Origin of the sequence: Ulvibacterium marinum (assembly GCF_003626755.1) — a bacterium.
Classification (GTDB): Bacteria; Bacteroidota; Bacteroidia; order Flavobacteriales; family Flavobacteriaceae; genus Ulvibacterium; species Ulvibacterium marinum.
On record NZ_RBCJ01000001.1, the window covers coordinates 570,789 to 597,624 of the forward strand.

Consider the following 26,836-nt stretch of genomic DNA (forward strand, 5'->3'; position numbering starts at 1 on the left):
CAAAAGATTTTAAGATCTTATTGCTCAATATGTCCCTTACCACGCCGTAGGACTACGGAAATCAGAGAAGTTTCTATTGTATTTATTCTTATACGCCACGGGGGAAAGGCCTACGTATTTTTTGAAAATAGTCCGAAAAGCCTTTTGATCGGTATATCCTACTTGGTACATAACCTCATTAACGTTATGTTGGGTAGATTCAAAACTCCGTTTTGCCCACTCCATCTTAACGCGTTGAATATACTCCAAAGGGGTATTCTGTGTGGCTTTTTTAAATCGACGTACAAAATTACGCCTACTAATAGCATGTTTTTTTGCTAAATTTTCAACCGAGATTTTCTCTGCCACATTACCTTCAATATAATTCTGGGCTTGCCGTATGGCTTCATCCTCATGGTCTTTCTGTGCTTGGAATATGGCAAACTGATTTTGATTTTCCCTGTCAAAATCGATTTCGAAAAATTTGGAGATGTAGATTGCCGGCCCCCGGCCACAGTACTTTTCAATCAAGTGCAACATCAGGTTCAAAAAAGAAAATGCCCCTCCGCTGGTATAAATTCCATCTTCATCGGTAACTACTTTATTTGAGACCAAATTTACTTGGGGATACATTTTTTTAAACAGATCCATTCCCGCCCAATGGGTTGCACATTGTTTGCCATCCACCAATCCGGTCCGGGCCAATACAAAAGCACCCATACACATACTGGCCACCTCAGCCTGATGTTTGTTGCGTTGTTCCAATATCCACGGCACAAAGTCTTGATTTTGGTCCAGGTCTTCATTCAACTTGTCCGGTCTTAGCGCGGGAATTAAAATTAAATCCGTCTTTTTTATATCATCTATTGTACTATCGCAATGAATACTGAACAATCCATGGTACAGTGACAGGTCTTTTTTGAGACCTACTAGATGAACTTCAAAAAAATCATCTTCCCGGGCACCGGTCTGCTTCAAAAACTGGTTGGTGGCCAACAATACCTTGAACGTCCCTATCACATTACTCAAAATAGCATTGCCTTTAGGCACCAAAATACTTACGTGCTTCATATATCTAAATTCTAATGGGTCAGAACCGGCAATATGCCGACGAACATGGAATTAGTCATAAAACAACGTCACTATCGACTTGTTATGACGGATTGTTCATTATCCTTGATTTTAACCTTATAAAGGTAGTGATCCTACATGGCACAAACAACCCTTAAAAGTGGCGGATTTTACCTCATCCGTATACTCATTGCTTTTGTAGCTTTGATTCCTATGGAGTTGGAAAAGTTCGAGGAAATTAGGAGTCGTTTCTGTGCGAAATATAAAGATGTGACCGTAGGTAAAATGATGAGTTCCCCGGCAATTCACTTTAAGAAAAAGGTATTCGCCTTCTTGTCGAGAAAAAATAAAATGGTGTTCAGGTTAGGAAAGGATTATCCCACTCATCATCTGGACGCCAACATGCAAGAATTCAGTCCTTTTAAAACCAAGAAACCTTTAGCAGGGTGGTATGAGGTAGGATATGGTGAAAATGGAAAATGGGAGAATCTTGCCGAGATAGCACTACGGCTAATAGAAGAAAAAAGTTGATACACTATATTATTTGGGTCGTTTTGTCCATAAAACAAAAATACGATCGTCATTAGCATAAGAAACCGCAAAAATTCTAAGAATGATTACTCCCGCTTATATCTCTTTCTTTAAGGAACTTCAAAAAAACAATCACAAGGAATGGTTCCATGCCAACAAGAAAAGATATGAAAATGATGTAAAAGCTCCTTTCATTACTTTGCTTGAAGAAATCCTTCCCATATTGGCACAATGGGACGACCGTATTCTACCGGATCCCAAAAAGGCGATGTTCCGCATTAATCGTGATGTGCGCTTTTCAAAGGACAAATCGCCTTACAATCTCATCATGAAGGCCGGGTTTTCCCCTAATGGGAAAAAATCGGAACTCCCAGGTTACTATTTGGGTATTGATGCCGAAAACGTACATGTGGGTGGTGGCCTTTTTATGATCAGCACCCCCCAGCTCAAAAAGGTAAGAAATCACATCGCTTCGCGAACAGCCGATCTTCTTAACATTATTGAACACCAAGATTTTAAAAATGCCTTTGGTCAACTTAAGGGCGAAAAAGCAAAACGCTTGGATAAAAACCTGATGGCCGCCGCTGAGAAAACGGAACATATTTACAACAAACAATTCTATGCCTTTGCCGAATTTCCAATTGAGCCATTCTTTGGTTCCGATGCATTGACCAATGAGATTCTGAGCCATTTTGAGGCCATAAAACCTTTGAATTCCTTTTTAAACCAGTCGTTTGACTAAAACCTAATTTATTAATCAAAAAAAGAAGACAAATGAGTACACAAGAAGTTGCGGACAAATTAGTAAGCCTTTGTAGGGAAGGCAAGTATGATGAAGCCTACGGTTTATATGCGGATGATGCCATTAGCGTAGAAATGCCAGGTGTTCCTAATGAAAGAACAGAAGGAATAGATAACATTATAAAAGGCTACCAAGAGTGGGCCAGCAATATTCAAGAAGCGCATGGAGGTACTGTTGGAGACCCAATCGTGGTCGACAACCATTTTGTAGTTCCCATGACCAGTGATGTAACTTTCAAAAATGGAGGTCGTGTAAATATGGAGGAGCTTTGTATGTATCAGGTCGAGAACGGGAAAATTAAGAAGGTGTCTTTTCATTATGACCCTTCGGCCATGTTCGGTTGATTATATGTTTTTGAAATGGGCATCCTGTACTAAACAAGATGCCCATTTTAAGTGGCAAAAAAACGCTCTAATTCCCGTAAGGTCTCCGCTGAGGTCTGAATATCCTTTACTATTTCGCCTTTGTCCAGTACTACGATGCGCTCACAGACCTCCGTTATATGAATGAGGTCGTGGCTCGAAATTAAAACCGTAGTTTCGCTATGGTCCGTTAAGTCCTTAATAATCCCTTTTAATCTAATTTGGGTAGTAGGATCAAGATTGGCGAAGGGCTCGTCCAATATGACCACCTCCGGGTTTCCAATAAAAGAGGCCACAATACCGGCCTTTTTTTGATTGCCTTTGGACAAATCCCTTAGGTACTTCTTTTGTTCCAGAATTTCACCGTTAAAGAAATTATTAAATTTGGACAAAAGCGCATCTACATCTGCTTTGTTCCGATTGCGAAGCTCCCCGATAAAATAGAAGTATTCTTCCGGCGTCAAATAGCCGATTAAAAAGGTTTCATCAATAAAAGAAGCAGTAAAGGGTTTCCATGCTTCACTCGTATCTACACGAACATCATGATTTAGAATATGGCCCGTAGTGGGTCTTATCAAATCCAGTATAATACTAAAAAATGTCGTTTTCCCAGCCCCATTGTTGCCGACCAATCCGAAACTTTGCCCTTTGGGAATTTCCAATCGTTCCAAATTTAAAACGATTTGGTTTCCATATTTTTTGGTCAGATTTTGTGCAATAATCATGGTGCAAATATCTTGTTTTACCTAACTATTTTTTTCCTTAAATCCGGCTATCATACCGTACTTCTTTTTTCTATAAAGCTCAGTAATGATGTCCAAAAGCTTATTTCGGAGGACAAAACCCAATAGACCCAATACGGCCATAACGGTAAGCCCAACCTCAAAGGAAACCAAAAACTTAAAAAGGCCGAAAATTAGCACAGGAAGTCCCAATAGAGGTACAATAACCAAAAATTGTGCGGCTCCGGTGCCTTGCATGTTGGAAAAGGCGCTTTTGTCCAAATCGATACGCTTTTTGTTTAAGGAACCAAAAAGTAGTATTACCGGAATATTTACCCCAAGGTTATAGATTGCAGCACTTAGGTTAATGGCCAAAGCTTGCCAACCAAAATACACGTATGGAATAGACAGTAGGAACATGATCACAATGCTAAACGAAATCAATCTCGCCTTGGACTCCAGATATTTCCGCAACGGTATGTTCTGGGACATTAGCATACTGTAGTAAGCACTATCCCAAGCCGGGACAAATTGGCCAAAATTGGCCAAAAAAATACCCGTAATAAAAACGCCCGCAAATACCATCATACTAGAGGTAAGGGCAAAATCACCCATCGTATAAAAGACCAATCCGTATAAAATCATGGCCAAGGATATAAATACTTGTGTTTTTGTTCGTTTATTCCGCCATATCATCCTTAGATCCAGCTGCAAAAACGGGGCGATACTTCCAAAATGTTTGGTCCATGTCAAATCTGAGGCAATGACCTCTTTGGCTTTTTCACCAAGGGAGGCATCCAAAAAAATCCTTCCTCTCAAAAACCTATAATTAATAATGTAAGCCACTACAAACAGGAATAGAGGAATTATAAAAAGCAATTGATATTCATAAAATGCATAAAAGATAGTTCCTATATGTCCGGTAGTATGAAGAATTCCAAAATACTCCAAAACAAAAAGTGCAATCAGTAGTACCGTTAAAATAATGAATACTCTATCACTTTTATTGATGATGAAATTGATGTAGTTCACCATTAGGATTAGAAAAACAACCGAAAGCAACCAAAAGCCAACTTTTATGGCAGGATATCCTTGGGTTAAAAGCACCATGGAAAAAGGAACAAATATGAACAGACCCATGAAATTATAGAACGACATTCCGGACCTGCCCAAGATATAGTGGGTGATGGTGCTCTTCTTTATGGGCAACACAAGCAAGGGCTTTACTTCCATTACCGGAAGTTTTTGCATAAAATACCGGATAAACAGTTCCGCGAGCAACCAGTAGGGCATAAGCTCGCTCAATTTTCGCAAAGGGTCCGCATCTGGAAAAACCTTTTGTAGAAGGAAAAAAAGGCCCGATCCGGCCAAAACGAGGGAAACCATCATGTATATCCCAAAGAAAAGCATCAAAATTTTTAAGGCAAGCCCCTTAACCAGGGAGGCCGACCTAAAAAATGACTTCCATTGCAGCTTAATGAAGTAATTGAACATTCCAGTTGGTGTTCTTTTTGGCAAGTTAGTGCGGCTAAGTCCGTATTTGTTACAATAAGCTGTTATTTTTTTAACATTCCGGTCCAAAATGGGAATTCCTTTATGTAGTTTTGCAAAAATTTTTTTGAATATGCCTAATTTCCATTCTCTAACTGTAAAGCATATAAAATCGTTAACTCCCAATTCGGTGGCGATTACCCTGGAAATTCCCAAGGACTTATTACAGACCTTCGATTTTGATTCGGGGCAATACATAACCATCAAAAAGGAAATCAAAGGACAGGAACTACGGAGGGCCTACTCCATTAGTTCCTCACCAAAAAAGGATAGTATTACCATTGGGGTAAAAAAAGTGGACAAGGGCGGGTTTTCTGATTATGCCAATACCAAATTAGCTGTAGGGGACATTTTAGAAGTTATGCCTCCTGAAGGTCGTTTTGTATTTAAAGCTTCGGATACTCCAAAAAGTATCGTTGCCTTTGCCGCCGGTAGTGGCATTACACCTATTATGAGCATTGTTCGTACTGTTTTAGAGAGTAATCCCAAGAATCAGTTTGTATTGGTCTATGGGAACCGATCCTATGAGGAAACCATGTTCTACACGGACCTTGTAAAACTACAACTAGATTATGCCAATCGGTTTTTTGTCTATTTCATCAATAGCCGAACGCACGAAAGTGATTCCTTATTCGGACGCATCGATGTCTCCACCATCAACTATGTATTAAAGAACAAACATAAAAATGAGGTTTTTGACGCCTATTATCTTTGCGGGCCGGAGGCTATGATCAATCTAGTAAGCGATACTCTAAAGGAAAAGGAGGTTCCTGAGGACAAAATCCATTTTGAACTGTTTACCACTACAGAGATCCTAGATGAGATACCGAAAACCGGCGAGGGGCAGACCCAACTTACCGTAATCCTCGAAGATGAGGAATTTACCCTATCAATGGACAAGAAAACCCTTGTATTGGATGCTGTTCTTAAGGAGAATTTAGACGCCCCCTACTCATGTCAAGGCGGTGTATGCAGCAGTTGTATCGCTAGGATTACCGAAGGTAAGGCCGAAATGGTAAAGAACCAGATTTTAACAGATGGTGAAATTGAAGAAGGGTTTATCCTTACCTGCCAGGCACATCCCACAACAGCGACCTTGACCGTGGACTACGACGATGTCTAAAACTAGCTAGCTACTTATTTTCTTCAGAAGAGTTTTCCTAAAAAAAGAGTGCGGCGGACCAAGGTTTTGGGACTACACCTGACTTTAGCCAAAAAATCAGAGCCAATAAAGGTCCGTTATAAAAGACCATTTGGTTTGTGAGCAAGATGTATTTGGCATCCTTTGTTCGATTATGTGCATTTTATCGAGGCCTTTGATCAAATCCCCTCTTTTTAGAAAATCAGGAAAATTTGAATTTAAATTCAAGAGACCGTTTAGTCGGTTTGCTTTAGTTTCCTTTCCAGGGTTTTTATGGCCACGTCATATCCCATGGCATAGGCCTTTTCAATCCCTGTACGATCCAATACCCCTATTTTTTCCAATTCTTTATATTCCAATAGCAAGTCACAGGAGTGTAATTTTTTCTTGTTAATGGCATAAATCATAAGGCTTGTTACCCTACCTGTAAGTTGTATGGAATTTTTAAGGGCGTTTTTATGAAGTTCTCCCACTACCGATACGTTACTTCCGATTACATAATTCGAACTGTCTTGTATAGGTTCTGAAGGAAAGTTATTCATTATACCCCCATCCGCATAGAGTCTGCCATTAAGCTCCACGGGACTAAAAACCGGAGGCAAGGCCGCGGATGCCAATAAGGGCCGTATCAATTGGCCTTTCGAGAAAAATTGTTGCTCCCCTTTTTGAAGATCGGTGGCCACCACGTGTAAATCCTTTTCCAGTGAACTGAAGGTATCTTTAGGAAAGTATCCCTTAAAAATTTCAAAGTATCTATCCGTATCGATAAATCCTGGCTTAAGGATGGTCAAAAAATTGTACTTGAACAAAGGGGTTTCCTTAAAAAAGGAAAGCATATCCGAAACCGAATTTCCATTGGCATACAATGCCCCGACCAAGGCTCCCACACTACTTCCACTGACTACTTGGGCAGAAATCCCCAATTCTTCCATAGCCTTTATAAGTCCTATATGTGCCATGCCCCGGACACCGCCTCCTGAGAGTACCAATCCAATGGATGGATGGTTCGTAAACAACATCGTTCCCAAGACCCTAGTTTTATTTGCAAAGCTACTTAAAAGCCCTGTGTATTACATTTAACCTAAAATAAAATGGTTGCCTATTCTATTATCCAGAATTCCTATCTATTAGTCCTACCAATTGTGCCTTGTCCGTTACTCCGGAATGCCTCCAGATTACTTCTCCTTTTCTAAAGAGTATCAGTGTGGGTACTCCCCTTACCTGAAATCTGTTGGCTATATTTTGGTTTTTGTCCACGTCAATTTTTATAATCTTGGCCTTTTCCCCCACTTGTGCGGCTACCTCTTTAAGAATAGGAGCCTGCATTTTGCAGGGTCCACACCAATCTGCATGGAAGTCGACCAAAACTGGTTTATCCGACTGTATCAAATTAGCAAAGTTTCCTTTCATTATTTATCGCTTTTTGGGCCTTTAATGGCCATTTTGAATTTCTCTTATCAGTTCCTTTTGCCTGGGGGTAAGCTTCGTAGGCAGTTGTATATTGATAGTTACGAACAAATCTCCATATTGTCCCGGTTTTCCATATTTGGGCATCCCTTTGCCCCTTAAACGGATGATCTTGCCATTTTGAGTACCTTCCTTGATTGGAATCTTAACCTTACCGGATAGGGTTAACACATCTTGTTTCCCTCCTAAAAGGGCTTTGAAAACATCTACCGACAAATTCATATTCAGGTGATCTCCTTCTCTTTTATAGATGGCATGTTCCCGCACCCTGATATCGACATAAAGATCTCCGGCCTGTCCCCTGCCCCCTTTTTGACCTTTACCCTTGGCCCGCAACCGCAGCCCAGTATAGGCGCCAGGTTTAATTTTTAGTTTTATCCTTTCCCCGTCCCATTCAAGTATCCGTTCCGTTCCGTGGTAGGCTTCGGTAAGATCAATGGTTACCTCGCCTGATACATCCCCGCCTGGAAACCCATATACACCTTCGTTCCGGGCACCACTACCGAAAAAAGCTTCGAAAAAATCCGAAAAACCACTTCCGTTCCCGAAACCGGAATCTGCATTCGCATGGGCATATCGTTGTCGATTTCTGTAGTGTTGGTATTGGTTACGTTGCTGCATAAATTCATCATAGCTGGCGCCGGACCGTTGAAATTGTTCCCAATCCGACCCTAAGGCATCATATTGTTTTCGCTTTTCAGCATTCCCCAACACCTGATAGGCCTCGGAAATTTCCTTGAATTTTTCTTCAGCCACCTTATCTCCCTTTGTTTTATCTGGATGATATTGTGTAGCCAGTTTGCGATAGGCCTTTTTAATCTCCTTATCGCTGGCTTTCCTGTCTACATTTAATATGTTGTAATACTCCTTAAACTTCATATATCTCCGATGGATTTATTGACCAAAGTACCCAGTACTTTATATCCCAACCAATGACCTTCATCATATGCGAAAATTAAAAAGGGGGCAAATAACGCCCCCTTTTATTATGAACCCATTCCAAAGGCATAATAGTGTTTTCCGGGACGGTCTTCGTAAACTCCCTCCAGCATTACGCCGCCCTCCTTGTTTTCCAAGGCTTTGGACACATCTTTTATATCAACTACTTTTTTGCCGTCAATATGTGTAATAATAAAACCTTCCTGCATTTGGGTCTCCTTGCGCAACTTTCCAGCGTAAAGATGGGTTACCTTTACACCCCCATCCAAATTCAGTTTTTCGGCTTCTTCCTTTCCGAGGTTCTCAAAATCGGCGCCCAAAAGGTTTAATACCTCCTTTTTCTCCTTTCTTATAATTTCCGTGTTTCCCCTGGCATTTTCCAAAACCACATCGAATTCTATTTCCTTACCGTCCCTATTGACCGTAACCATAACCTTATCCCCAGGCCTATGGCGGGCAATGATTTCCTGAAGTCTTGGGGAAGTCAAGGTTTCATTTTCATCTACTTTTACAATGATATCGCCCTTTTCGATACCCGCTTTCTCAGCGGCACTATCCTCTCCAACGTTTTCTACCCAAACCCCTTTGGTGAAGTCGACATCCTTTTCCTTGGCCAAATTACCGTCCATGGTCCGTATAGAAACCCCTAACATACCTCTTTGTACGTTTCCATATTTTAAAAGATCTTCCACTACTTTAGATACGATATTACTGGGGACTGCAAATCCGTAACCGTTATAGGTACCGGTTCTACTGGCAATGGCTGTATTGATACCAATAAGATTGCCCTCCAAATTTACCAAGGCACCGCCGCTATTTCCAGGATTGATGGCAGCATCCGTTTGGATAAAGCTTTCTACCGCAAATTTTTCCCGGTTGATATTGATGTTTCGACCCTTGGCACTTACGATTCCTGCCGTGACCGTAGAAGTAAGACTAAAGGGATTGCCCACGGCCAAGACCCATTCCCCGATTTGAACATCGTCCGAGTTTACCAAAGCCAATGGGCTTAAGTTATCCGCCTTAATTTGGATAAGGGCCAAATCCGTGGTTGGATCGGTACCGATTACGGTTGCTTTGTAGGTGCCATTATCATGTAAGGTAACCTCAATTTCATCTGCGTTGGCAATTACATGGTTGTTGGTTACGATATACCCTTGATCATTGATAATAACACCGGATCCGGCCCCATACATGGGCTGGGGACGCGATCCTTCACCTTGGGGCAAATCCTTGAACATATCCCCAAAGAAATCCTTAAAGGGATCGGGCAATTGGCGATATTCTCCTTGTCCATCATATCTTTTTCCGCTTTGAGTGGATTTAATGTTTACCACAGCATCCAAGACCTTATCGGCCGTTACTGTAAAGTCCAGGGGTTTTAGGTTGCCCTCGTTATCCGCAGTATACAACACATTTTTCCCTTCCGTTCCTTGTACCTGGTGTATGGTCACCACCGGTTTCTCCTTGACCAAAAGATAACCTCCGATAGCTCCAAAGCTTACTACTAATGCTATCAAGGCAGCGAAAAGATACACTCTCATTTCTGTTCGATGATGATCTCTATTCTTCATATTCTAAAACTGTTTTAATTATTTGTTTGTATTCATTACTATGACTTGGCGACTATTGAAATGATATCGTTTTGGATGTGAACAAACATTGACTGAAAATCTGTCACTTTTTCGCGTCAAAGTGTCAAATACTTGTTTTTGACACGTGTACTACACTTTTATTTATTCTGGTGAAAACAAATGCCCAATCATGTATCCCATTCCTTGCGATGAATTTAGCAATGAAGTATAAAAAAGCGATATTCAAGATAAACAATATTGCGAAATCAAACCCCAACATTTCCATAATTCATATAGTTTAAGCCTACATAATAGCTCGGAGTAAATGGGACAAATGCTGTGCCAGAAACCAAGATCATTTTATTAAAATTTTTCTAAAATTTTATTTGCCTATGTGGTTCCAAACCAACTATTCAGTCTTTTTTAGTTATGGGTAATCACAAATTTGAAATATTCTTGCCTTTGGTCGTTCATAAAGCTCAATTATCCTTTAATTACCCTTTTGTATTCCACTTAGAATAACTCGGACAGACTATCCGGTCCAATAAAATGTTTAAAGTGTTGTAATTAACCTTTTTCCTTTTCGACCGATGACACAAATACTTTTTGTTGTAATTTTATTATCATAAATGAAATAATGGTACGCGATACTCATCAAAAAACAGCGATACTTCTCTTTGCTAATTCCGGCAGGGAAGAGTTGAAGCACAAGCCTATTGAAAATGGGGCCAATCTTTTTGATGAGCTGACAAAACATACTTTAGGCGAGGTCGAAAAAACGGGTTTGCCTTTTTTTCATCTCACGGAAAAGCAGCAAAAAGGAAATTCTTTTGGGGAACGTTTTACCAATGCTATCCAGATTATTTTTGATAAGGGCTATGATAGCATCATTACCCTTGGTAACGATACCCCACATCTTCGGGTCAACCATATTCTAGAAGCGCATGCACTGCTCAAATCCAAAAAACTGGTCCTTGGACCTTCTGTGGATGGCGGGTTTTATCTTATGGGCATACACCGATCTCAGTTTCATACCGTTTCCTTCGCTAATTTGCCCTGGCAAACCTCCGAGCTGTTTAAGGCGGTCATGGATTTGGTGGATGTTGGGGAAGAGGAATTAACCCGGTTACGACCTTTGATCGATTTAGATCAATTTCATGATGTACGGAATCTGCTATCCCGTTTCCGTACTTTCCCGAAAGCCATTCTTCGGTTGCTTGTCCAAATCTTATCCCGAAAAGTACAAAAGTATGGCTTCGTACCTACTTTTATCGATTCTCATTTTCTTCACATCCCTTTTAATAAGGGTTCCCCAGCTTAATTCGCAGTTAGGGTTCCTAAGCGTTATAGCGCTTTCATCACCAAAAATCATTCTTAAATAGAATTATGGGAACAGGTTCGTGGCCTTGCTCGGGCTATTCTGGATTCCATATTCAATACATATATATAAAACTATCATGGCGAATACATATTATGATGCAGCGGATTTAAGAAAATTCGGAAAAATTACAGAATGGAGCGAAGAACTGGGAAACAAGTTTTTTGAGTATTACGGAAAAGTCTTTGAGGAAGGTGCATTAAGTGCACGTGAAAAATCATTAATCGCATTGGCCGTGGCACATGTGGTGAAATGTCCCTATTGCATCGATGCCTATACAAAGGATGGCCTACAACGTGGTATAACCAAAGAAGAAATGATGGAAGCCGTACATGCGGGAGCGGCCATTGAAAGTGGTGCCACCTTAGTACACGGTGTGCAAATGATGAACAAGTATAACAAATTGAGCATGTAAATCCGTTGTTGATTGACCGTTGTTGGTTGAAGGCAATCCTGTCTATAACCTAATAACTGCAAGTCACCAACCAATAACAATAGTATGGCTACGAAATCATTAAAAGCTAGGCAAAAGGATCTTGCCAAGACCAATAAACAGTTGGAAATTCTGAATGGGGGAATCTTTGCTGAAGGGGAGCTCCCTTATTTTAAGGACAAACTTGCCAACATTGGAAATTTTCCGTTACGGCCCAAAAAAATGGAGATCTTACAAATCAATGTTGGGTATATGTGTAACCAGGTATGTGAGCATTGCCATGTGGACGCTGGTCCTGACCGAAAAGAAATCATGACGCGCGAGACCATGGAGCAATGTTTGGATGTTATTCGCAATACAGGTGCCCATACCCTAGATCTTACAGGAGGAGCCCCGGAAATGAACCCTAATTTTCGATGGTTTGTTGAAGAAGCCGCCAAAGCTGGGATTCAAGATTTTATTGTGCGATCCAATTTGACCATTATCCGTGCGAACAAGAAATATTATGACCTGCCCAAGTTCTTTAAGAAGCATAATGTACATGTGGTCTCTTCCATGCCACACTACACCCGTGGAAAGACCGACAAGCAACGCGGCGATGGAGTTTTTGACAAAAGTATTAGGGCCTTACAGGAATTGAATGCAGTTGGATACGGAATGCCCGGCCAAGATTTGCGATTGGATCTGGTGTATAATCCCTCTGGAGCTTATTTACCTGGTGATCAGGCTGCGTTGGAAAAGGATTTCAAAAAAGCGCTGGATGAAGATTTCGGCATTCAGTTCCATAATCTATTTGCCATTACAAACCTGCCTATATCCCGCTTTTTGGATTACCTCATCGCCTCTGAAAACTATGAAGATTATATGTATGCATTGGTAGAGGCCTACAATTCTGAAGCGGTGGAAAATGTAATGTGTACCAACACCATTTCGGTAAGTTGGGATGGATGGCTTTACGACTGCGACTTCAATCAAATGTTAGGGCTTAAAGTCGCTAGCAAAATAAAGCACATCAAGGATTACAATGAGGACATATTGAATGACCGAAACATCATTATTTCACAACATTGTTATGGCTGTACCGCCGGAGCGGGTAGCAGTTGCCAAGGTACAGTAATATAGGAAGTGTTTCTTCCTTAACTATATTTCAATAATAAGGCTCCGCGAAAGGCGGAGGATATTCAAAAAAAGAAAACGATATGAGTTATTTACAAGCTACAAACGACCTTTATAAGGAAGCCGCACTTACGCCTGATGTGGGCTTGTGCTGTACCACCAATCCCATATGGGAATTACCGGGGCTGACCGTACCAAAAATCATGCAGGAAATGAACTATGGTTGCGGTAGTACGGTGCATGCCAGAGATCTCGTCAAAAATCCAAAAATATTGTATGTTGGAGTAGGCGGCGGCATGGAATTGTTACAGTTTTCCTATTTCAGTCGTCAAAAATCGGGGGTTATTGGTGTAGATGTCGTTGATGAAATGCTGGAGGCCAGTAGAAAAAACTTTACAATCGCTGAAGAAGAAAATGATTGGTTCAAATCCGATTTTGTAACCTTGCTTAAAGGGGATGCGTTGAACCTTCCGGTAGAAGATGGCAGCATAGACGTAGCAGCCCAGAATTGCCTGTTCAACATCTTTAAGGAAGATGACCTAAAACGGGCCATTGAGGAAATGTATCGAGTGTTGAAGCCACGGGGTAGGCTCGTTATGAGCGACCCTGTTTGCGAGCAAGAGATGAATACGGACTTGAGAAACGATGACCGGTTGAGGGCCTTGTGCCTTAGTGGAAGCCTACCCATTGACAAATATATCAAAGCATTGACTGATGTAGGTTTTGGTACCGTTGAGGTAAGGGCCAGGAAACCATACCGCATCTTGGACCCGAAAAATTATCCTACCGATGAATTGATTTATATCGAATCCATTGAAGTGGCAGCAATTAAAGATCCTATGCCTGACGATGGCCCATGCGTATTTACAGGAAAAGCGGCCATCTATTATGGCAGCCAAGACTATTTTGATGATGCAAAAGGGCATGTCCTGTTAAAAAATCAACCTTTGGCGGTTTGTGATAAAACCGCGGCTGCTCTGGCTGCTTTGGATAGGGATGATATTTTTATAAGTAAATCAACCTATCATTATGATGGCGGCGGTTGTTGCTAAATGAAGCATTGTCTTTGGTTCCTACGGCCACCAACTTCAATTCGGATTCCCATTGTCATGTTGTTAAACCGACATTAATTACACTTAAACCGACTGCTTGGTCGGTTTATTTTTTTAAAAGGGGTACGTTCATCGAGATTTTGTCAATTAAACGATTTTTTCTGTGGCTTTGTCCTTAAATATTGAGCCAAAGTAAGGTTCGGGGGTTCTTTGTTCTAGACTCAACGGTCTTTTAACCCAAAACACAAATCTTATGGACAAAAACCTAAAACGTATGGCTACCATGCAACGTATGCAAGTCACAGGCTTGGAATTGTTTTACAAAAAAGGATATTACAATACCAGCGTAGATGACATTCTTAAAGAACTTTCCCTTTCCAAAGGTGCATTTTACTATCATTTTAGTTCCAAGGAAGATTTTTTCATTCAAATCGTAGAGAATCTCGTGGTTCGAAAAATATATAGTATGCTTATAGAGCCCATCGAAGGACATGAAAATCCTTTGGATCTCATAACCAACTGTTTTGAGGATGCCTTGGAGACGGCCGTTCATAACGAGCTTGACTATGGTTTTGTTTTGAGCAACTTTATCAATGAGTTCAATGGGAGGAATCCGAAAATCATGAAGCATTTGAGCGATATCCTTAAAATATGGGAAGTAAACCTGGTTTCTTCCATACAGAAAGGAAAGTTTAATGGTCACATCGATAGGCATGTGGATGCCGAGGGTGTAGCGATTTATTTGATGAGCTCTTATGTCGGTATCCGCACCTTAATGGTAGAAATGGCCCCGAGCGCCCGTAAGTACCGTTTTATGACACAATTGCGTCAATATTTTAAATCCATTCAAACCAAGCCACAAACGGTATAGCGGAAAACTATTTTTTAAAGCATACGGATTCTATTTTTTTAACAACCATTTTGGCCGGGATTGTGCGCATGACATCCTGATACCCATTGGGACACTTATTACCATAGACGGAAGTTGGAATAAATGGGTACTCATCTCTATTGGAAAGTAAAGCGTTGCGGGCATCTTGCCCAAAAGGGGCAAACCCCGCATATGGGTGGGTAATGCCCCAAAGCGTAATAACCGGTATACCGTACATGGCAGCCAGATGACCATTTCCACTATCCATAGAAAGCATAACATCCAAGTTGGAAATCAGGGCCAGTTCGTCCTTAAAGGAAAGTTCTCCTGCCACATTGATGCATTGATCAAATGTGCTTGCCCAAGTATCCAAAAACTGGATTTCTTTTTGGCCGCCACCAAAAAGCATGATTTTATACCTATCGGTTTTCAAGGTTTGACATATAACATCCTCCATTGAATCCAAAGGGTACTGTTTTCCCGAAAAGGCGGCAAAAGGAGCTATTCCCAACCATTTCCGTGTTTTGGGATCTATAAGTTCAATAGTCTTGTTCGATAGTTTTTCTTTATGTAATGGAATGGAATTGGACAAATCCAACGAAAAACCAAGTCTTGCAAACACATCCGCATAACGTTCATGGGTAGTTTTCAAGGGTAGAAAGACTTTGTTCTTTTCCCGAGTCAAAGCTTTTTTTTCCTTTCTTCCTTTGTCTATCTGATAAAACGGGATTCCTCCAAAAAAAAAGAACTGTTTTAAAATTTGGGTCCTTAGTACATTGTGTAGGTCAGCTACTACATCTATACCTTTTCCTTTCAACTCTCCGGATAATCTCCATAACCCAAGAAATCCTTTATGTTTTCCTTTGAAATCTGCTTCATGGACTTTCACATTTGGCAATGCCGCAAACATGGGAGCAAAAAAAGTACGAGTCAATACGGTTATCCTTAAGTTAGGATATTGGTGCACTAAAGCGGAAAGAACGGGTACGGTCATCGCTACATCACCCATGGCGGAGAGACGGATTACCAGAATATGTCGGGTGTTATTTTTGAGCACGAAGGACCGGGTTTAGTTCCTCGTCATTGTACATCTTCATTTGTTTGTAGACCTTCATAAATTTTCGTCCGGCCTCTATATCGGCCAATAATTGATCTATTGCCATGGAAAGGTCCTTTTTCTGCTCCTGTAATACCATCAATTTAGCTGTACATTTTTCAATATGTTCCTTTGCAGCGTCTGTACGCTCCACCTCAACCTTCATATGGTAGATCTTAAGTGCCAAAATTGAAAGTCGATCTAGTGCCCATGCCGGACTCTCGGTATTGATGGTTGCGTTCTTCAAGATTTTGACCGATCGGTATTTATCCAAAAAAAAACTGTCGATATACTCTACCAAATCTGTTCGGTCCTGGTTGCTTGCATCAATCTTTCGTTTTATTTCCAGGGCCTTTTTTGGTTCAATATCCGGATAACGAATAATATCCTCATAATGCCATTGTACGGTATCTATCCAGTTTTTTCGATACAATAAATGAGCGATATCATTTTTGGGGTATTGATTTTCAAAAGGTTGGTCTACCTCATCTTCAATATGATAATTTCGGATACTTTCCTCAAAAATTCCGAAGGCGAATTCACTGAACATAATTTGATGCTTTTTTCAAATATACCCCATTTATTTTAAGATCAAACCGATAAAAAAGACCATAATCGGAATGAAAACCGTAAGCATTAAAATAACCTCCTTGATGTTCGGTCGCTTTACGGATTCCAAGTAATTGGTCATGAAAACTACAGCGGGAAAGAAGGTTAAAATTACCGGATACGTATTTTCGGAGGTGGTCAAGATTTTTAAAACAATGCCAATGCCAAACGAAAGTGCTATGAGACGCATAGTAATTATTTTGCCCAATCCGGACTTGCCTAATTTAATAAAGGCCAACAAGGCGGCCAACGAAGTCGCCAAAATATAAATAATCAATCTGGTGCTATTGTTCCAATCAAAAAAGTACTGCGAATTGAAATTCACGGAAAATTTATAATGCTCGCCTAGCAGATGAGGTTTTTCTATCAAGATCAAAACACAGTAGGCAATAGCAAAAACCGTAAAAATTCCAGCAAAAGGCACTAACCAATTCCTGATGTTCTTAGGTTCATAAATGTATATTGCCGCTAAAACAAGAAGTAAATAAAGAATGGCCCAGTTATAAAAAAGGCTAGAAGTCATAATCCAAATTGTAGCGTCAAAAATTTTCAATTTTATATTTCTAAGGGACTTAAGGCTTATTATCCTGCGAGTTGCCAGAAGCAAAAAAAAGCTGCAAAGTATGGCACTACTATCCGTCATGGTTTCCGGAAAAACCAACATAAGCATGGCATAGAACAGCAAAGCATAGGAATTTGTGCCGGTAATTTTATTTCTATGACAAATAAAATTGACTACAAACAGGCTGAACAGAAGCGCCCCCAAAACAAATAGCTGCCAGATCAATTCCTCAGGATCGTGGCCCCTGCTAAATAGTAAAAAATGTGCCAGCCAGTAAAAAACAGCCAGGAAACCAAATACAATGACGTAGTTTATAGGTTTTGTTTTTTCAAAAATGCTTGAAATCATCCCGGCTTTTTATACTTTTGTAGGTAAATATACAGCAAGATGACTTCATTTTTCAGAGGGATAGAGACTTTGTTCGTTGATTACCTTTTTGCTCCGTATGATATACTTCGCGGATTGGACAGTTGGTGGGTGGCAAACATCGTGAATTGGTTATTATTTATCATTGGAGCCGTGGCATTCGTTTACTGGATGTTACAGCTAAAGAATTTCAATGACAACAACGAAGAGGACAAGAGCATTACCTCTCATTCCTATCTATAGATCAAAACCGATATCCTTTCTATAGTTTAGTCTATCGAAACATATTTTTTTTATGCTTTCGTAGGATTTTTCCAACGCATCCTGAAAATTGGTTCCAAAGGAAGTAAATGCCATTACCCGGCCTCCATTGGTAACTACTTTGCCATTCTCCAATTTTGTGCCGGCGTGGAAGATTAAAGAATCCGAAACGTTCTCCAAACCAAAAATCTCGTAACCCTTTTCATAGGCTTCAGGATAACCTCCGGATACGGTCATAACGGTTGTAGCTGAATCCTCATCTATTTCAAGATTTACGGTGTCCAAGGTTTGATCTGCGACCGCTTGAAAAATCTCGACAAAATCATTCTTGATTCTCGGGAGCACTACCTCGGTCTCGGGATCTCCCATACGCACATTATATTCAATAACAAAAGGATCATTGTCCACCTTGATCAATCCTATAAAGATGAATCCTTTGTACGGTAGATTGTCTGTTTTAAGCCCCTCTACAGTTGGTTCAATGATTCTCGTGTACACTTTGTCCATGAAATCTTTTTCGGCAAAGGGAACAGGGGAAATAGCACCCATACCACCTGTATTGAGTCCCGTATCGCCCTCGCCAATGCGTTTATAGTCCTTGGCGGTAGGTAGGACTTTGAAATTCTTTCCATCTGTTAGTACAAAAACGCTTAATTCCAACCCGGACAAAAATTCCTCTATGACTACGGTTTTGCTGGCGGTTCCAAACTTTTCATTTTTTAGCATGGAGGTCAGTTCTTGTTTTGCCTTCTCCAAATCATTTAGAATCACCACTCCTTTACCAGCGGCCAAGCCATCAGCCTTTAATACATATGGAGGGGACAATGTTTCCAAAAAAGCTAAGCCCTTTTCCAACTGCGCTGCAGTAAAGCTCTGATAGGCCGCAGTAGGGATATTATGCCGTTGCATGAATTGCTTTGCAAATTCCTTACTGCCCTCCAAATTTGCGGCTGCCTTTTGAGGACCTATTACTGGGACACTTTTAAGCTCCGGGTCTTCCAGGAAAAAATCGTGAACTCCATTGACTAAAGGGTCTTCCGGTCCAACCACGACCATGCTTATTTTGTGAGACAATACTATTTCCTTTATGCCTTGGAAGTCATTTACGCCAATTGGTATGTTTTCAGCAAGGGAAGACGTTCCGGCATTTCCCGGTGCTACAAAAAGTTTACCCAATTTAGGGCTCTGGGACAATTTCCAGGCGAAAGTATGTTCGCGACCTCCCGAACCAAGAATCAAAATGTTCATAAAATCTCTATGCTTATGTATGAATCAAAAATAGTCTTTTCCCTCTTGTGCTACTAATGCCTGCCTAGAAAAATGAATCTTCTCCGAAGTCCTTTGAAATTACCTCCTTGTTTTTAGTGGTATGACTTTTTCGGTGTTCCTAATTACCCTACCCCCTAGGATACTTCGCTTCTTTAGGAGTAAAGGAACCACAATTGAAAAGAACACGATACCATTGAATCGGACCAACATAGATTCGACCAATATGGAAATAAAAAGAATCAAAAAAACGGAAAATTCATGGCGGCTGCTGTTTAATCGTAAAGCCAAAAGCGCAAAAATGCCCATTAAAATTGCAAAGCCAATGATTCCTATCTGCAGATAGGTCTGAAAAAACTGATTGTGGGCGTTATACTCGTTTTCAGAATTGAAGCTATACCCAAGCTCATTATATTTTTCGAACAAGGCCGCATTTGCGTCCCCAGTGCCATATCCCAGTATAGGGGCCTCTTTAATCAATTCTATGCTCGTATACCATGATAAAACCTTTGCCTTTCCTAAAATGATGACCTCTTGATTATCAGTTTGATTATACTCCTTAACAAGTGTATGAAAACCGGATACTCTTGGATTATTTAGAAATACAATGGCACCTAAAAGGAAGATTACGAATCCGGTATATTTCTTTTCCTTGCCTATCTTATCAATAATTAGTAAAACGGACATCAAAGCCAAAATTAGATAGGCGGCAATGGAAGCCAATAAGAAGATATAGATAAACAGTAGTATTACTATTGCCAAGCGTTCTCTGGAAATCAATTTGTTTTTGAGATAATAACTCAGCACCAGCAGTATATAGATGGAAACATAGTTGGGGTTTACCGATTTTGAAAGTGCAGATCCCAAATAAAATCTATCCCATTCTTCAATAACCAAATCAAAAATCGGAAATACACCAACGCCAGAGGTATTCCCTGAAACATATGTTACCAGGTCTACGGTAGCAACACCAAAATTAACACAAAATGAGACTAGAAGCCCTGCAAGCAAAAAGTCAAACAACCTTCGCACCGCTGAGGCGTCCTCTTTTACGAACATAAAAATGATGGGAAATAGAAATAAGGATAGGGAGCGCTGTACCAAATCTAACCCCACATGTAAGTTCTGGGTATATATAAGTCCAAGGCACATAAGTATGAAATACAATGGAAAAAGAAGTAAGGCTGATTCAAAAACAAACTTTTTCCTATCCCTCAGGACTATTGCCAACCCAAAAACCATAGAAGCAATAAAAAACGGAGAGGGCAAATTAATTCCACAAGGCATTAGGAAAAAAGCAACAAAAAGGCTATTCCAAAAGGTTTTTGTTACCCAATCCCCTTCCGTGTAGAACATATCAAGCCCCCAGTAAATCCTTAATTTTAGCATTTGGGAATATTATAAATGCGGTTGGCGGTTTTCACATTTCATTTTCAACAGGATAGTTCGCAAACTTGCCGCTGTTTGAAAACCAATATACAAATACATTGGTTTTTAAGCGGCTCGTATAAGTACACTTCTCATATTTATTTGCCAAATCCCGAAAGGTGTTTTGTCCATCCAAAATCGGATAAAAAATTAAACTTTTTGGTATATTCCAAGGTGCCCGATTTCGCTCTTTCAAATTTCTGTTCTTAAAAAATACTGTCCTTTCACATTCCTTGAAAATTTGCTCCTTACCCACTATGGACTAAGCAAAATTCCTGTGTTCCCTTCTTTGAAGTTCCTCAGGATCAAGGGACTTGAAGTAATCGTATACGATTTTTAAGCCCTCTTTTCGTTTTACCTTAGGCTCCCATCCCAATATCTCCTTAGCCCGGGTTATGTCTGGTTGGCGTTGTAAGGGATCATCTTGGGGTAAAGGTTTGTAGACAATTTTTTGATTGGTTCCTGTGAGCTTAATAATCTCCTCGGCGAGCTCCTTAATAGTAATCTCGTGGGGGTTTCCTATATTAATAGGATTCCTATAATCGCTAAATAGCAATCGGTATATTCCTTCGATTTGATCGTCAATATAACAAAAGGATCGGGTCTGGGAGCCATCCCCAAAAATCGATAAACCCTCTCCACGTAAAGCCTGCCCCATAAAAGCCGGAACTACCCGACCATCATTTAGCCGCATTCTGGAACCATAGGTATTAAAAATGCGTACGATTCGCGTATCCAGTCCATGAAAACGATGATAAGCCATGGTTATGGATTCCATAAAACGTTTGGCTTCATCATATACCCCTCTTGGACCCACCGGACTAACATTGCCATAATAGTCTTCATTTTGTGGATGAACCAACGGGTCTCCATATACTTCCGAAGTGGAAGCGACCAAAATCGTGGCTTTCTTTGACTTGGCCAAACCTAGTAGATTCAAAGTTCCTAAAGAACCCACCTTTAGGGTCTGTATGGGTATTTTCAAATAATCTATGGGGCTTGCCGGAGAGGCGAAGTGCAGAATATAGTCCAGTTTACCAGAAACATGGACAAATTTAGATACATCGTGATGGCAAAACTCAAACTGTTCCAACGGAAAAAGGTGTTCGATATTCTTAAGATCGCCCGTAATCAGATTATCCATGGCGATGACATAAAAACCCTCCTTCACAAAACGATCACAAAGATGAGATCCCAAAAAGCCCGCAGCTCCAGTTATTAAAACCTTTTTCATCGGTATGTTTTTCAATTAGTATTTCTCAAACAAAATATACATGACAATGAAGCATTATGAGGTTGTTAATATGCCTTTTCCTCGCCGGAGAAGGCATTAATTACGGTTTGAACTATAATCTTAATATCCAAAAAGAATGACCAGTTCTCTACATAAAAAATATCGAATTTAATTCTATTCTGAATATCACTGTCCTTTTCGATTTCACCTCTATATCCTCTAACCTGTGCCAAACCTGTAATCCCAGGCTTTACAAAATGCCGTAGCATATACTTGTCTACTTTACTGGCATACTCATCCGTATGCTTGAGCATGTGAGGACGGGGGCCGACTACTGACATATTGCCAAAGAATACATTGTAGAACTGCGGGAGTTCATCAATGCTGGTACGACGTATAAACCTACCAATTTTGGTTACCCGCATGTCGTTCTTTTCTGCCTGAATTGCATCCGCCCTACTGTTCACGGTCATTGATCGAAACTTAAAACATTGAAATTCCCGATTATCAAAACCCGTTCGTTTTTGTATGAAAAAGATGGGGCCTTTGGACTCCAAACGAATCAATATGGCCAAAAGAGGGCCTAACCATAATAAAATACCTAATATCGTAACTAATGAAAATACAATGTCAAAAGTTCTTTTAAAAAAGGCATTAAAACTATTATGCAAGGGTATATCTCTTAAGGAAAGTATGGGCAGGTAATCATAATATTCAAACTTCAATTTTTTTGAGAATATTTTTTTGTTGTCCGGTAAAAATTTAAGTGTTTTCAGATTATTGTCAGCATAATCAATGAATTCCGTAATTTCAAAATCCGTTAATTCAGAAACCGAGCAGTATATTTCATCGATTTTGTTCTCCGAAATATATTCAAAAGTGGTGGCGGTGCTAAAGTCTCTGGCATTGGGACTAAATTGTTTCACGAATTGATATCCAAATTCCGTTCTTTCATTGAAAACCTTAATTAGTTGGTGGGTCTTTTTATTCTTCCCAATTACTACAACTCTTCTGATATTACCTCTGACACGACGCCTATATTTCATTAATAGAATGTAGTTCAGGAATTTTATGGAAAATACCGCAATGAAAGTGAAAATGAAATACTGGCCTAAAGAAAGCCTACTAATATTGGGTTGTTTAAAAAACCCTATAAACGCATATAATAGGAGAAAAAAAAACACAAACTGTACAAAAAGTAACTTTAAAATATGTACTACCTTGGTATATCGATGAACTTTGTAAAACTCGTTCCTAAAAGAAATTATAATCCAAGCTAATGAAATATAGCTATGGAAAAGAATTGGAAATTGGAACTGAATGGGAAGATAGTGGGCAAGGAGGTTGACAACCAGTAAATCTATTACATATGAAATTGGGGTAATAAATCCAGAATATCTTCCTTGTTTAAAAAACATATTTTGTCTAAAATTAAATATTTGTCAGGCGGCCCTAAATAATTACTTGGTTACTATTCATTTTTCATCTTCCTACACTTTATGATAAAGCTCTCGTATTTGCTATTAATTAAATTCCAATTGAATTTTTCTTCAATCTTCCTTTTGTTATTTTCTACAAAATTCTCATAATCCTGTTTTCGTAGGCACATTTTTATGGATACATCATTTGCCGTTTTAAAATAGTGCGCATCTTCCCCTAAAATACTTCTATTAAATATATTATCATTTGAAACTATTAAACAGCCGGAAGCCATTGCCTCCAATAAAGAAGGATTTGTACCCCCTACAGAATGGCCATGAAAATACAAATTTGAAAAATATCTTAAATTATTCAAATGTTCCATATTATAGATTCCCCCAAGGAACCTTATATGAGTTGCAGATTTGAATTTTGCTTTAATATATTTACCAAACTTGGTTTCATGTTTTCCAATTACCAAAAGCGGCTTATTTGATTTACTGGATACGACACCTTGAAGGATGACCTCAATATTATTTTCTGGTTCAAGCCTGGCAATTAGCATATCATATTGATAAGATTTAACCCCAAATTTTTGAAGCACTTTGCAATTGGGTGATTGAAACAATTCCGCTCCGTAGGGGATATATAAGGATTCTTCCTTATATTTCTTCTTTAGATACTCCTGTATGCCTAAGGAATCCGCTACTAGATGGTCGCTAGTTTTGATGGCAAGACATTCTGCAATTTTTAAAAATATTCGAGTTGGTTTTGAATATTTACTTCTCTTCCATTCCAACCCATCCATATTGGTTACTATTATTGAGTTCTTTGGCAGTAACCATCCCCAAATAGAACTACTAGTATATCCCAGTTGAAGAATAACATCCAAATGTCTCTTCCTACTATCCAAAATACAGTTGAAATCGTATACAAATTGCCCGGCTGTTCCAATTTTATCCTCCGGATCATTCTTATGGGCTATGTTCACTCCTCTCCAAATCTTATCTTGATAGGGATGCGTATGTGAATTGTAAACAAAAACATCATGCCCTTTGTTGGCCAAATATTCTGAAAGATATTCTGCAAATTGTTCAAACCCTCCATGATTATTTGGTATACCTCTCGTTCCCAGAATCGCTATTTTCAATATTTCTATGATTTAGAAGAAAAAAAGTATTGAAAAAATAAAAGAAAATTATTCCTTTATTTCTCAATAAGGGCACCTCAAAGATAAAGACAAAGCACGCTGCTATCAAGAAAAACAAGTGCATCTTGTCTCTATGATTTATTGCATGCTTAAAACTGCATATTAAATACCACAAAAAAAATAACAAAACAAAAAACCCATAGTTAATCAGTATATGCACAAATTGGTTGTGGACATTGAATCCTTCATACCAATTAGGCCCCAAATTATAAGAGAAATAATAATAGTCCAGATAGTCCTGAACATCACCTTGTCCATAACCAACAAAAAGTTTGTTATCTTGAACCAAATGATATATTGCTATACGAAGAAAAATGTATCTTAATTCTAGATCACTTATTCCCATTTTTTCATCATAGGTAAACCTCTTTTTCTGATGAAAATTATTTGTTGGTTCAAAGGATGCAATGTTCGAATCAAAAGTCAAACCATCCAAGAACCGGTTTTTAATTACCGGAATCGTAAAAACTCCACTTGTTACAATCAAAAGAGCGAAAACATAAAATATTCTTCTTTTAGATCGCTTTAATTGATAAAAAAACATACCCAAAAAGAAGATGGAATCAATAAAGAGTACCGCTTTCGAGGCGCAAAACAAAAGTCCAAGAGCTAGTATTACTATAGAGGTTGCAATTGAAATACTCTCTCTCCTCGAAACACAATAAATCTTATTCAGGCCATAAAACATAGACAATGAAAGATATAAAGAATAGTAAACTGGATGCTGGTCATATAAGGATGTAAAACTATGAAAAGTTAGTTCTTCTAATGTGGCCCCATTAAATGCAATGAATATGGCGTGACACAATAAAACAAGTGTGCCTACAACTGTTGCGATGAAAAAGGTGCTCAAAACCCTATTTACGTTTTGTTTTCTTAAATCGGCATTTGATAAGATTATTACTAATACCCATAGAAGTAACTGTCGGTCAAGTTGGGCAAGCCCTTTTACATAGTCCTTGCTCAACAGGCCACTAGCGGCAGAAATTAAAAAAAAACATATAGGGAATAACAATGAAAGTGATTTAAGCTTATATAAGTTCGCTTTGTCAAAAAAGCAAAGGTTAAATACAAGTGCTAAAATTAAGGCAATGTTGCCAAAATTAATTTTAAATGGCATTGCAACCACTATAAGGCACAGCAAAAGGATTTTTACTCTTTGTTTGTGTAGGAAATAGTTTGTAATGACACTCATAAAGTTTGCTGAAGTAGTGTCAAAAGTTCATTGGTCTTTGTTTGCCAAGAATGTGAATCAGAATTGATTTTTACACGATTATTTTCTTTGTTCATTATTTCGTGAGCAAATTCCTCTGCACTATGTATAATATATAGATGCTCTATTAAATCTTCCAATCCATTGGAATTTGTTCCTACCACTTTCTTGTTAGTTGCCAAATATTCATAGCCTTTAATGGTGTTAGCACCAGATTTTCTTTCCTCTTCAACTACATAGGGTACAATACAAACATCGAAATTCTTCACATAATTTGGATAATCGTCATAATGTTTGTCCCCTAGATAATGAAAATTATTTCCCTTTTCGATGCTCTTAAAAACATTTTTATCCAATATTTGACCCACAAACACAAAAGAAACATTCTCTGCCAGTTTCATGGTTTCATTTAATAGCCCAACATCGATCAGCTGTGTAATCTTTCCTCCAAAACCAACTATTGGTTTTGGTATACTTTTGAGGTCTTCCGGCATTTCTTCCTTATCGCTTTCCTTGGCAAACCTAACCACGTCTACACCATTACTTATCAAATGAATTTTCTGGGGCTTATAGGTGTTCTTGAAAGTACGCCGATTGTCCTTTGAATTGGTTATCCAAAAATCACACCTTTTAGCGAAATACTCATAGTATTTGACAATTTCGTCCTTTAAATGGAAATACACCCCGAATTTTGCAAAATTGTCCCACGCATCGAATAAAGATATTTCTGGATTTAAATTTTCAGAAATTTGATAGGCAAAAATATTTTGGTTCAACAAAAAATATTGGTTTTGAATACCAAGTTTCTGAAAAGCATTGTTAATGAACTTAATATACCTGGGCTCACCATATTTTTGTATAAACCACCGGTATCCCTTGAAAATTTGACCCAAAATGTCATAGGATACAAAATCTATCAAGTACGAACCTTCTTCAATTTCATAAAGTTTAAAATTATCTCTGGCATAAATTACTTTTCCTTGTATTAACCCTAACTTTTTCTTTAAAACTATCTCGAGTATGGTGGTCGGTCGATTAATTATTACTTTTAAAATTTTCTTGTTTTTATTAAGTTCTTCAATGAAATGAGCATCTCTGGTTCTAAAACCTTCTAACTGTATTTTTCGCCAATCATGAAAAGGAACAACTACTATATTCATGTGGTTCTTAATTTTATTAGGAT

General features: G+C 39.1%; 27 protein-coding genes. 10 read left to right on the top strand and 17 right to left on the bottom strand.

Features of this window, described 5'->3' with window-relative positions; all coding sequences use genetic code 11:
* Positions 1–36: 36 nt before the first annotated feature.
* Positions 37–1,050: a GlxA family transcriptional regulator gene (locus D7Z94_RS02545; RefSeq protein WP_120709929.1), complete on the bottom strand. Its 1,014-nt coding sequence runs from the start codon at positions 1,048–1,050 to the stop codon at positions 37–39.
* 138 nt (positions 1,051–1,188) lie between these two features.
* Here D7Z94_RS02545 and D7Z94_RS02550 point away from each other — a divergent pair, with 138 nt between their 5' ends.
* From D7Z94_RS02550 to D7Z94_RS02560, 3 genes are all read left to right on the top strand, one after another.
* Positions 1,189–1,581, top strand: coding sequence for a hypothetical protein (locus tag D7Z94_RS02550; protein WP_120709930.1), 393 nt, complete (start codon positions 1,189–1,191; stop codon positions 1,579–1,581).
* A gap of 82 nt (positions 1,582–1,663) precedes the next feature.
* A complete protein-coding gene (locus tag D7Z94_RS02555) occupies positions 1,664–2,323 on the top strand; it encodes a DUF2461 domain-containing protein (protein WP_120709931.1) in 660 nt (219 codons plus the stop codon).
* Positions 2,324–2,355: 32 nt separating this feature from the next.
* Positions 2,356–2,727 carry a nuclear transport factor 2 family protein gene (locus tag D7Z94_RS02560; protein ID WP_120709932.1) on the top strand — a complete coding sequence of 124 codons (372 nt, stop codon included), beginning with the start codon at positions 2,356–2,358 and terminating at the stop codon, positions 2,725–2,727.
* Positions 2,728–2,774: 47 nt separating this feature from the next.
* Here the strand turns inward: D7Z94_RS02560 and D7Z94_RS02565 are convergent, their stop codons facing one another.
* Positions 2,775–3,470 (bottom strand): ABC transporter ATP-binding protein, encoded by a 696-nt coding sequence (locus D7Z94_RS02565; RefSeq protein WP_120709933.1) that lies wholly within the window; start codon positions 3,468–3,470, stop codon positions 2,775–2,777.
* 21 nt (positions 3,471–3,491) lie between these two features.
* Positions 3,492–4,961: a DUF5687 family protein gene (locus D7Z94_RS02570; RefSeq protein WP_120709934.1), complete on the bottom strand. Its 1,470-nt coding sequence runs from the start codon at positions 4,959–4,961 to the stop codon at positions 3,492–3,494.
* A 130-nt stretch (positions 4,962–5,091) separates the two neighbouring features.
* Between D7Z94_RS02570 and D7Z94_RS02575 the strand changes: the two genes are divergently transcribed.
* The gene (locus tag D7Z94_RS02575) at positions 5,092–6,141 is read left to right on the top strand and encodes a ferredoxin--NADP reductase (protein WP_120710848.1); all 1,050 of its coding nucleotides are present in this window, start codon (positions 5,092–5,094) and stop codon (positions 6,139–6,141) included.
* A gap of 254 nt (positions 6,142–6,395) precedes the next feature.
* Here the strand turns inward: D7Z94_RS02575 and D7Z94_RS02580 are convergent, their stop codons facing one another.
* The 4 genes from D7Z94_RS02580 to D7Z94_RS02595 all read right to left on the bottom strand — a co-directional run bounded on the left by D7Z94_RS02580 (position 6,396) and on the right by D7Z94_RS02595 (position 10,139).
* A complete protein-coding gene (locus D7Z94_RS02580) occupies positions 6,396–7,178 on the bottom strand; it encodes a patatin-like phospholipase family protein (RefSeq protein WP_120709935.1) in 783 nt (260 codons plus the stop codon).
* An 88-nt stretch (positions 7,179–7,266) separates the two neighbouring features.
* Positions 7,267–7,569, bottom strand: a complete 303-nt coding sequence (gene trxA, locus D7Z94_RS02585; protein WP_120709936.1) for a thioredoxin — start codon at positions 7,567–7,569, stop codon at positions 7,267–7,269.
* A 21-nt stretch (positions 7,570–7,590) separates the two neighbouring features.
* Positions 7,591–8,505: a DnaJ C-terminal domain-containing protein gene (locus D7Z94_RS02590; protein WP_120709937.1), complete on the bottom strand. Its 915-nt coding sequence runs from the start codon at positions 8,503–8,505 to the stop codon at positions 7,591–7,593.
* 107 nt (positions 8,506–8,612) lie between these two features.
* On the bottom strand, positions 8,613–10,139 hold the full coding sequence (locus D7Z94_RS02595; protein ID WP_245967124.1) for a Do family serine endopeptidase: 1,527 nt from the start codon (positions 10,137–10,139) through the stop codon (positions 8,613–8,615).
* 637 nt (positions 10,140–10,776) lie between these two features.
* On the opposite strand from D7Z94_RS02595, the gene D7Z94_RS02600 reads away from it, so the two are divergent.
* From D7Z94_RS02600 to D7Z94_RS02620, 5 genes are all read left to right on the top strand, one after another.
* The gene (locus D7Z94_RS02600; RefSeq protein ID WP_120709939.1) at positions 10,777–11,460 is read left to right on the top strand and encodes a TIGR04282 family arsenosugar biosynthesis glycosyltransferase; all 684 of its coding nucleotides are present in this window, start codon (positions 10,777–10,779) and stop codon (positions 11,458–11,460) included.
* Between the two features lie 136 nt (positions 11,461–11,596).
* A complete protein-coding gene (locus D7Z94_RS02605; RefSeq protein WP_120709940.1) occupies positions 11,597–11,932 on the top strand; it encodes an arsenosugar biosynthesis-associated peroxidase-like protein in 336 nt (111 codons plus the stop codon).
* An 84-nt stretch (positions 11,933–12,016) separates the two neighbouring features.
* Positions 12,017–13,072 (top strand): arsenosugar biosynthesis radical SAM (seleno)protein ArsS, encoded by a 1,056-nt coding sequence (gene arsS, locus D7Z94_RS02610; RefSeq protein ID WP_120709941.1) that lies wholly within the window; start codon positions 12,017–12,019, stop codon positions 13,070–13,072.
* Positions 13,073–13,149: 77 nt separating this feature from the next.
* Complete coding sequence (arsM, locus tag D7Z94_RS02615) at positions 13,150–14,118, top strand: arsenosugar biosynthesis arsenite methyltransferase ArsM (RefSeq protein WP_120709942.1); 969 nt, start codon at positions 13,150–13,152, stop codon at positions 14,116–14,118.
* Between the two features lie 253 nt (positions 14,119–14,371).
* Positions 14,372–14,989, top strand: coding sequence for a TetR/AcrR family transcriptional regulator (locus D7Z94_RS02620; RefSeq protein ID WP_120709943.1), 618 nt, complete (start codon positions 14,372–14,374; stop codon positions 14,987–14,989).
* A gap of 7 nt (positions 14,990–14,996) precedes the next feature.
* Here D7Z94_RS02620 and D7Z94_RS02625 read toward each other — a convergent pair whose 3' ends face one another.
* Genes D7Z94_RS02625 through D7Z94_RS02635 form a run of 3 tightly spaced genes read right to left on the bottom strand, consistent with a single transcriptional unit; the run spans position 14,997 to position 17,604 of the window.
* Positions 14,997–16,046 carry a glycosyltransferase family 9 protein gene (locus D7Z94_RS02625; protein WP_245967125.1) on the bottom strand — a complete coding sequence of 350 codons (1,050 nt, stop codon included), beginning with the start codon at positions 16,044–16,046 and terminating at the stop codon, positions 14,997–14,999.
* Positions 16,033–16,635, bottom strand: a complete 603-nt coding sequence (locus tag D7Z94_RS02630; protein ID WP_120709945.1) for a DUF4254 domain-containing protein — start codon at positions 16,633–16,635, stop codon at positions 16,033–16,035. The genes D7Z94_RS02625 and D7Z94_RS02630 overlap by 14 nt, the downstream gene beginning before the upstream one ends.
* A 30-nt stretch (positions 16,636–16,665) precedes the next feature.
* Complete coding sequence (locus D7Z94_RS02635) at positions 16,666–17,604, bottom strand: DUF6427 family protein (RefSeq protein WP_120709946.1); 939 nt, start codon at positions 17,602–17,604, stop codon at positions 16,666–16,668.
* 39 nt (positions 17,605–17,643) lie between these two features.
* Here D7Z94_RS02635 and D7Z94_RS02640 point away from each other — a divergent pair, with 39 nt between their 5' ends.
* Positions 17,644–17,865, top strand: coding sequence for a DUF6341 family protein (locus D7Z94_RS02640; RefSeq protein ID WP_120709947.1), 222 nt, complete (start codon positions 17,644–17,646; stop codon positions 17,863–17,865).
* On the opposite strand, the gene purD is transcribed toward D7Z94_RS02640, so the two are convergent.
* The 7 genes from purD to D7Z94_RS02680 all read right to left on the bottom strand — a co-directional run bounded on the left by purD (position 17,860) and on the right by D7Z94_RS02680 (position 26,813).
* A complete protein-coding gene (gene purD / locus D7Z94_RS02645; protein WP_120709948.1) occupies positions 17,860–19,131 on the bottom strand; it encodes a phosphoribosylamine--glycine ligase in 1,272 nt (423 codons plus the stop codon). The two genes, D7Z94_RS02640 and purD, sit on opposite strands and share 6 nt — an antisense overlap.
* A 99-nt stretch (positions 19,132–19,230) precedes the next feature.
* Positions 19,231–20,538 (bottom strand): O-antigen ligase family protein, encoded by a 1,308-nt coding sequence (locus D7Z94_RS02650; RefSeq protein ID WP_120709949.1) that lies wholly within the window; start codon positions 20,536–20,538, stop codon positions 19,231–19,233.
* A 301-nt stretch (positions 20,539–20,839) separates the two neighbouring features.
* The gene (locus D7Z94_RS02660; RefSeq protein WP_120709951.1) at positions 20,840–21,811 is read right to left on the bottom strand and encodes a UDP-glucuronic acid decarboxylase family protein; all 972 of its coding nucleotides are present in this window, start codon (positions 21,809–21,811) and stop codon (positions 20,840–20,842) included.
* 65 nt (positions 21,812–21,876) lie between these two features.
* Positions 21,877–23,229, bottom strand: coding sequence for an undecaprenyl-phosphate glucose phosphotransferase (locus D7Z94_RS02665; protein WP_120709952.1), 1,353 nt, complete (start codon positions 23,227–23,229; stop codon positions 21,877–21,879).
* A 53-nt stretch (positions 23,230–23,282) separates the two neighbouring features.
* Positions 23,283–24,380: a DUF1972 domain-containing protein gene (locus D7Z94_RS02670; protein ID WP_120709953.1), complete on the bottom strand. Its 1,098-nt coding sequence runs from the start codon at positions 24,378–24,380 to the stop codon at positions 23,283–23,285.
* Positions 24,340–25,635, bottom strand: coding sequence for an O-antigen ligase family protein (locus D7Z94_RS02675; protein ID WP_120709954.1), 1,296 nt, complete (start codon positions 25,633–25,635; stop codon positions 24,340–24,342). The genes D7Z94_RS02670 and D7Z94_RS02675 overlap by 41 nt, the downstream gene beginning before the upstream one ends.
* Positions 25,632–26,813 (bottom strand): glycosyltransferase, encoded by a 1,182-nt coding sequence (locus D7Z94_RS02680; protein WP_120709955.1) that lies wholly within the window; start codon positions 26,811–26,813, stop codon positions 25,632–25,634. The genes D7Z94_RS02675 and D7Z94_RS02680 overlap by 4 nt, the downstream gene beginning before the upstream one ends.
* Positions 26,814–26,836: the final 23 nt, after the last annotated feature.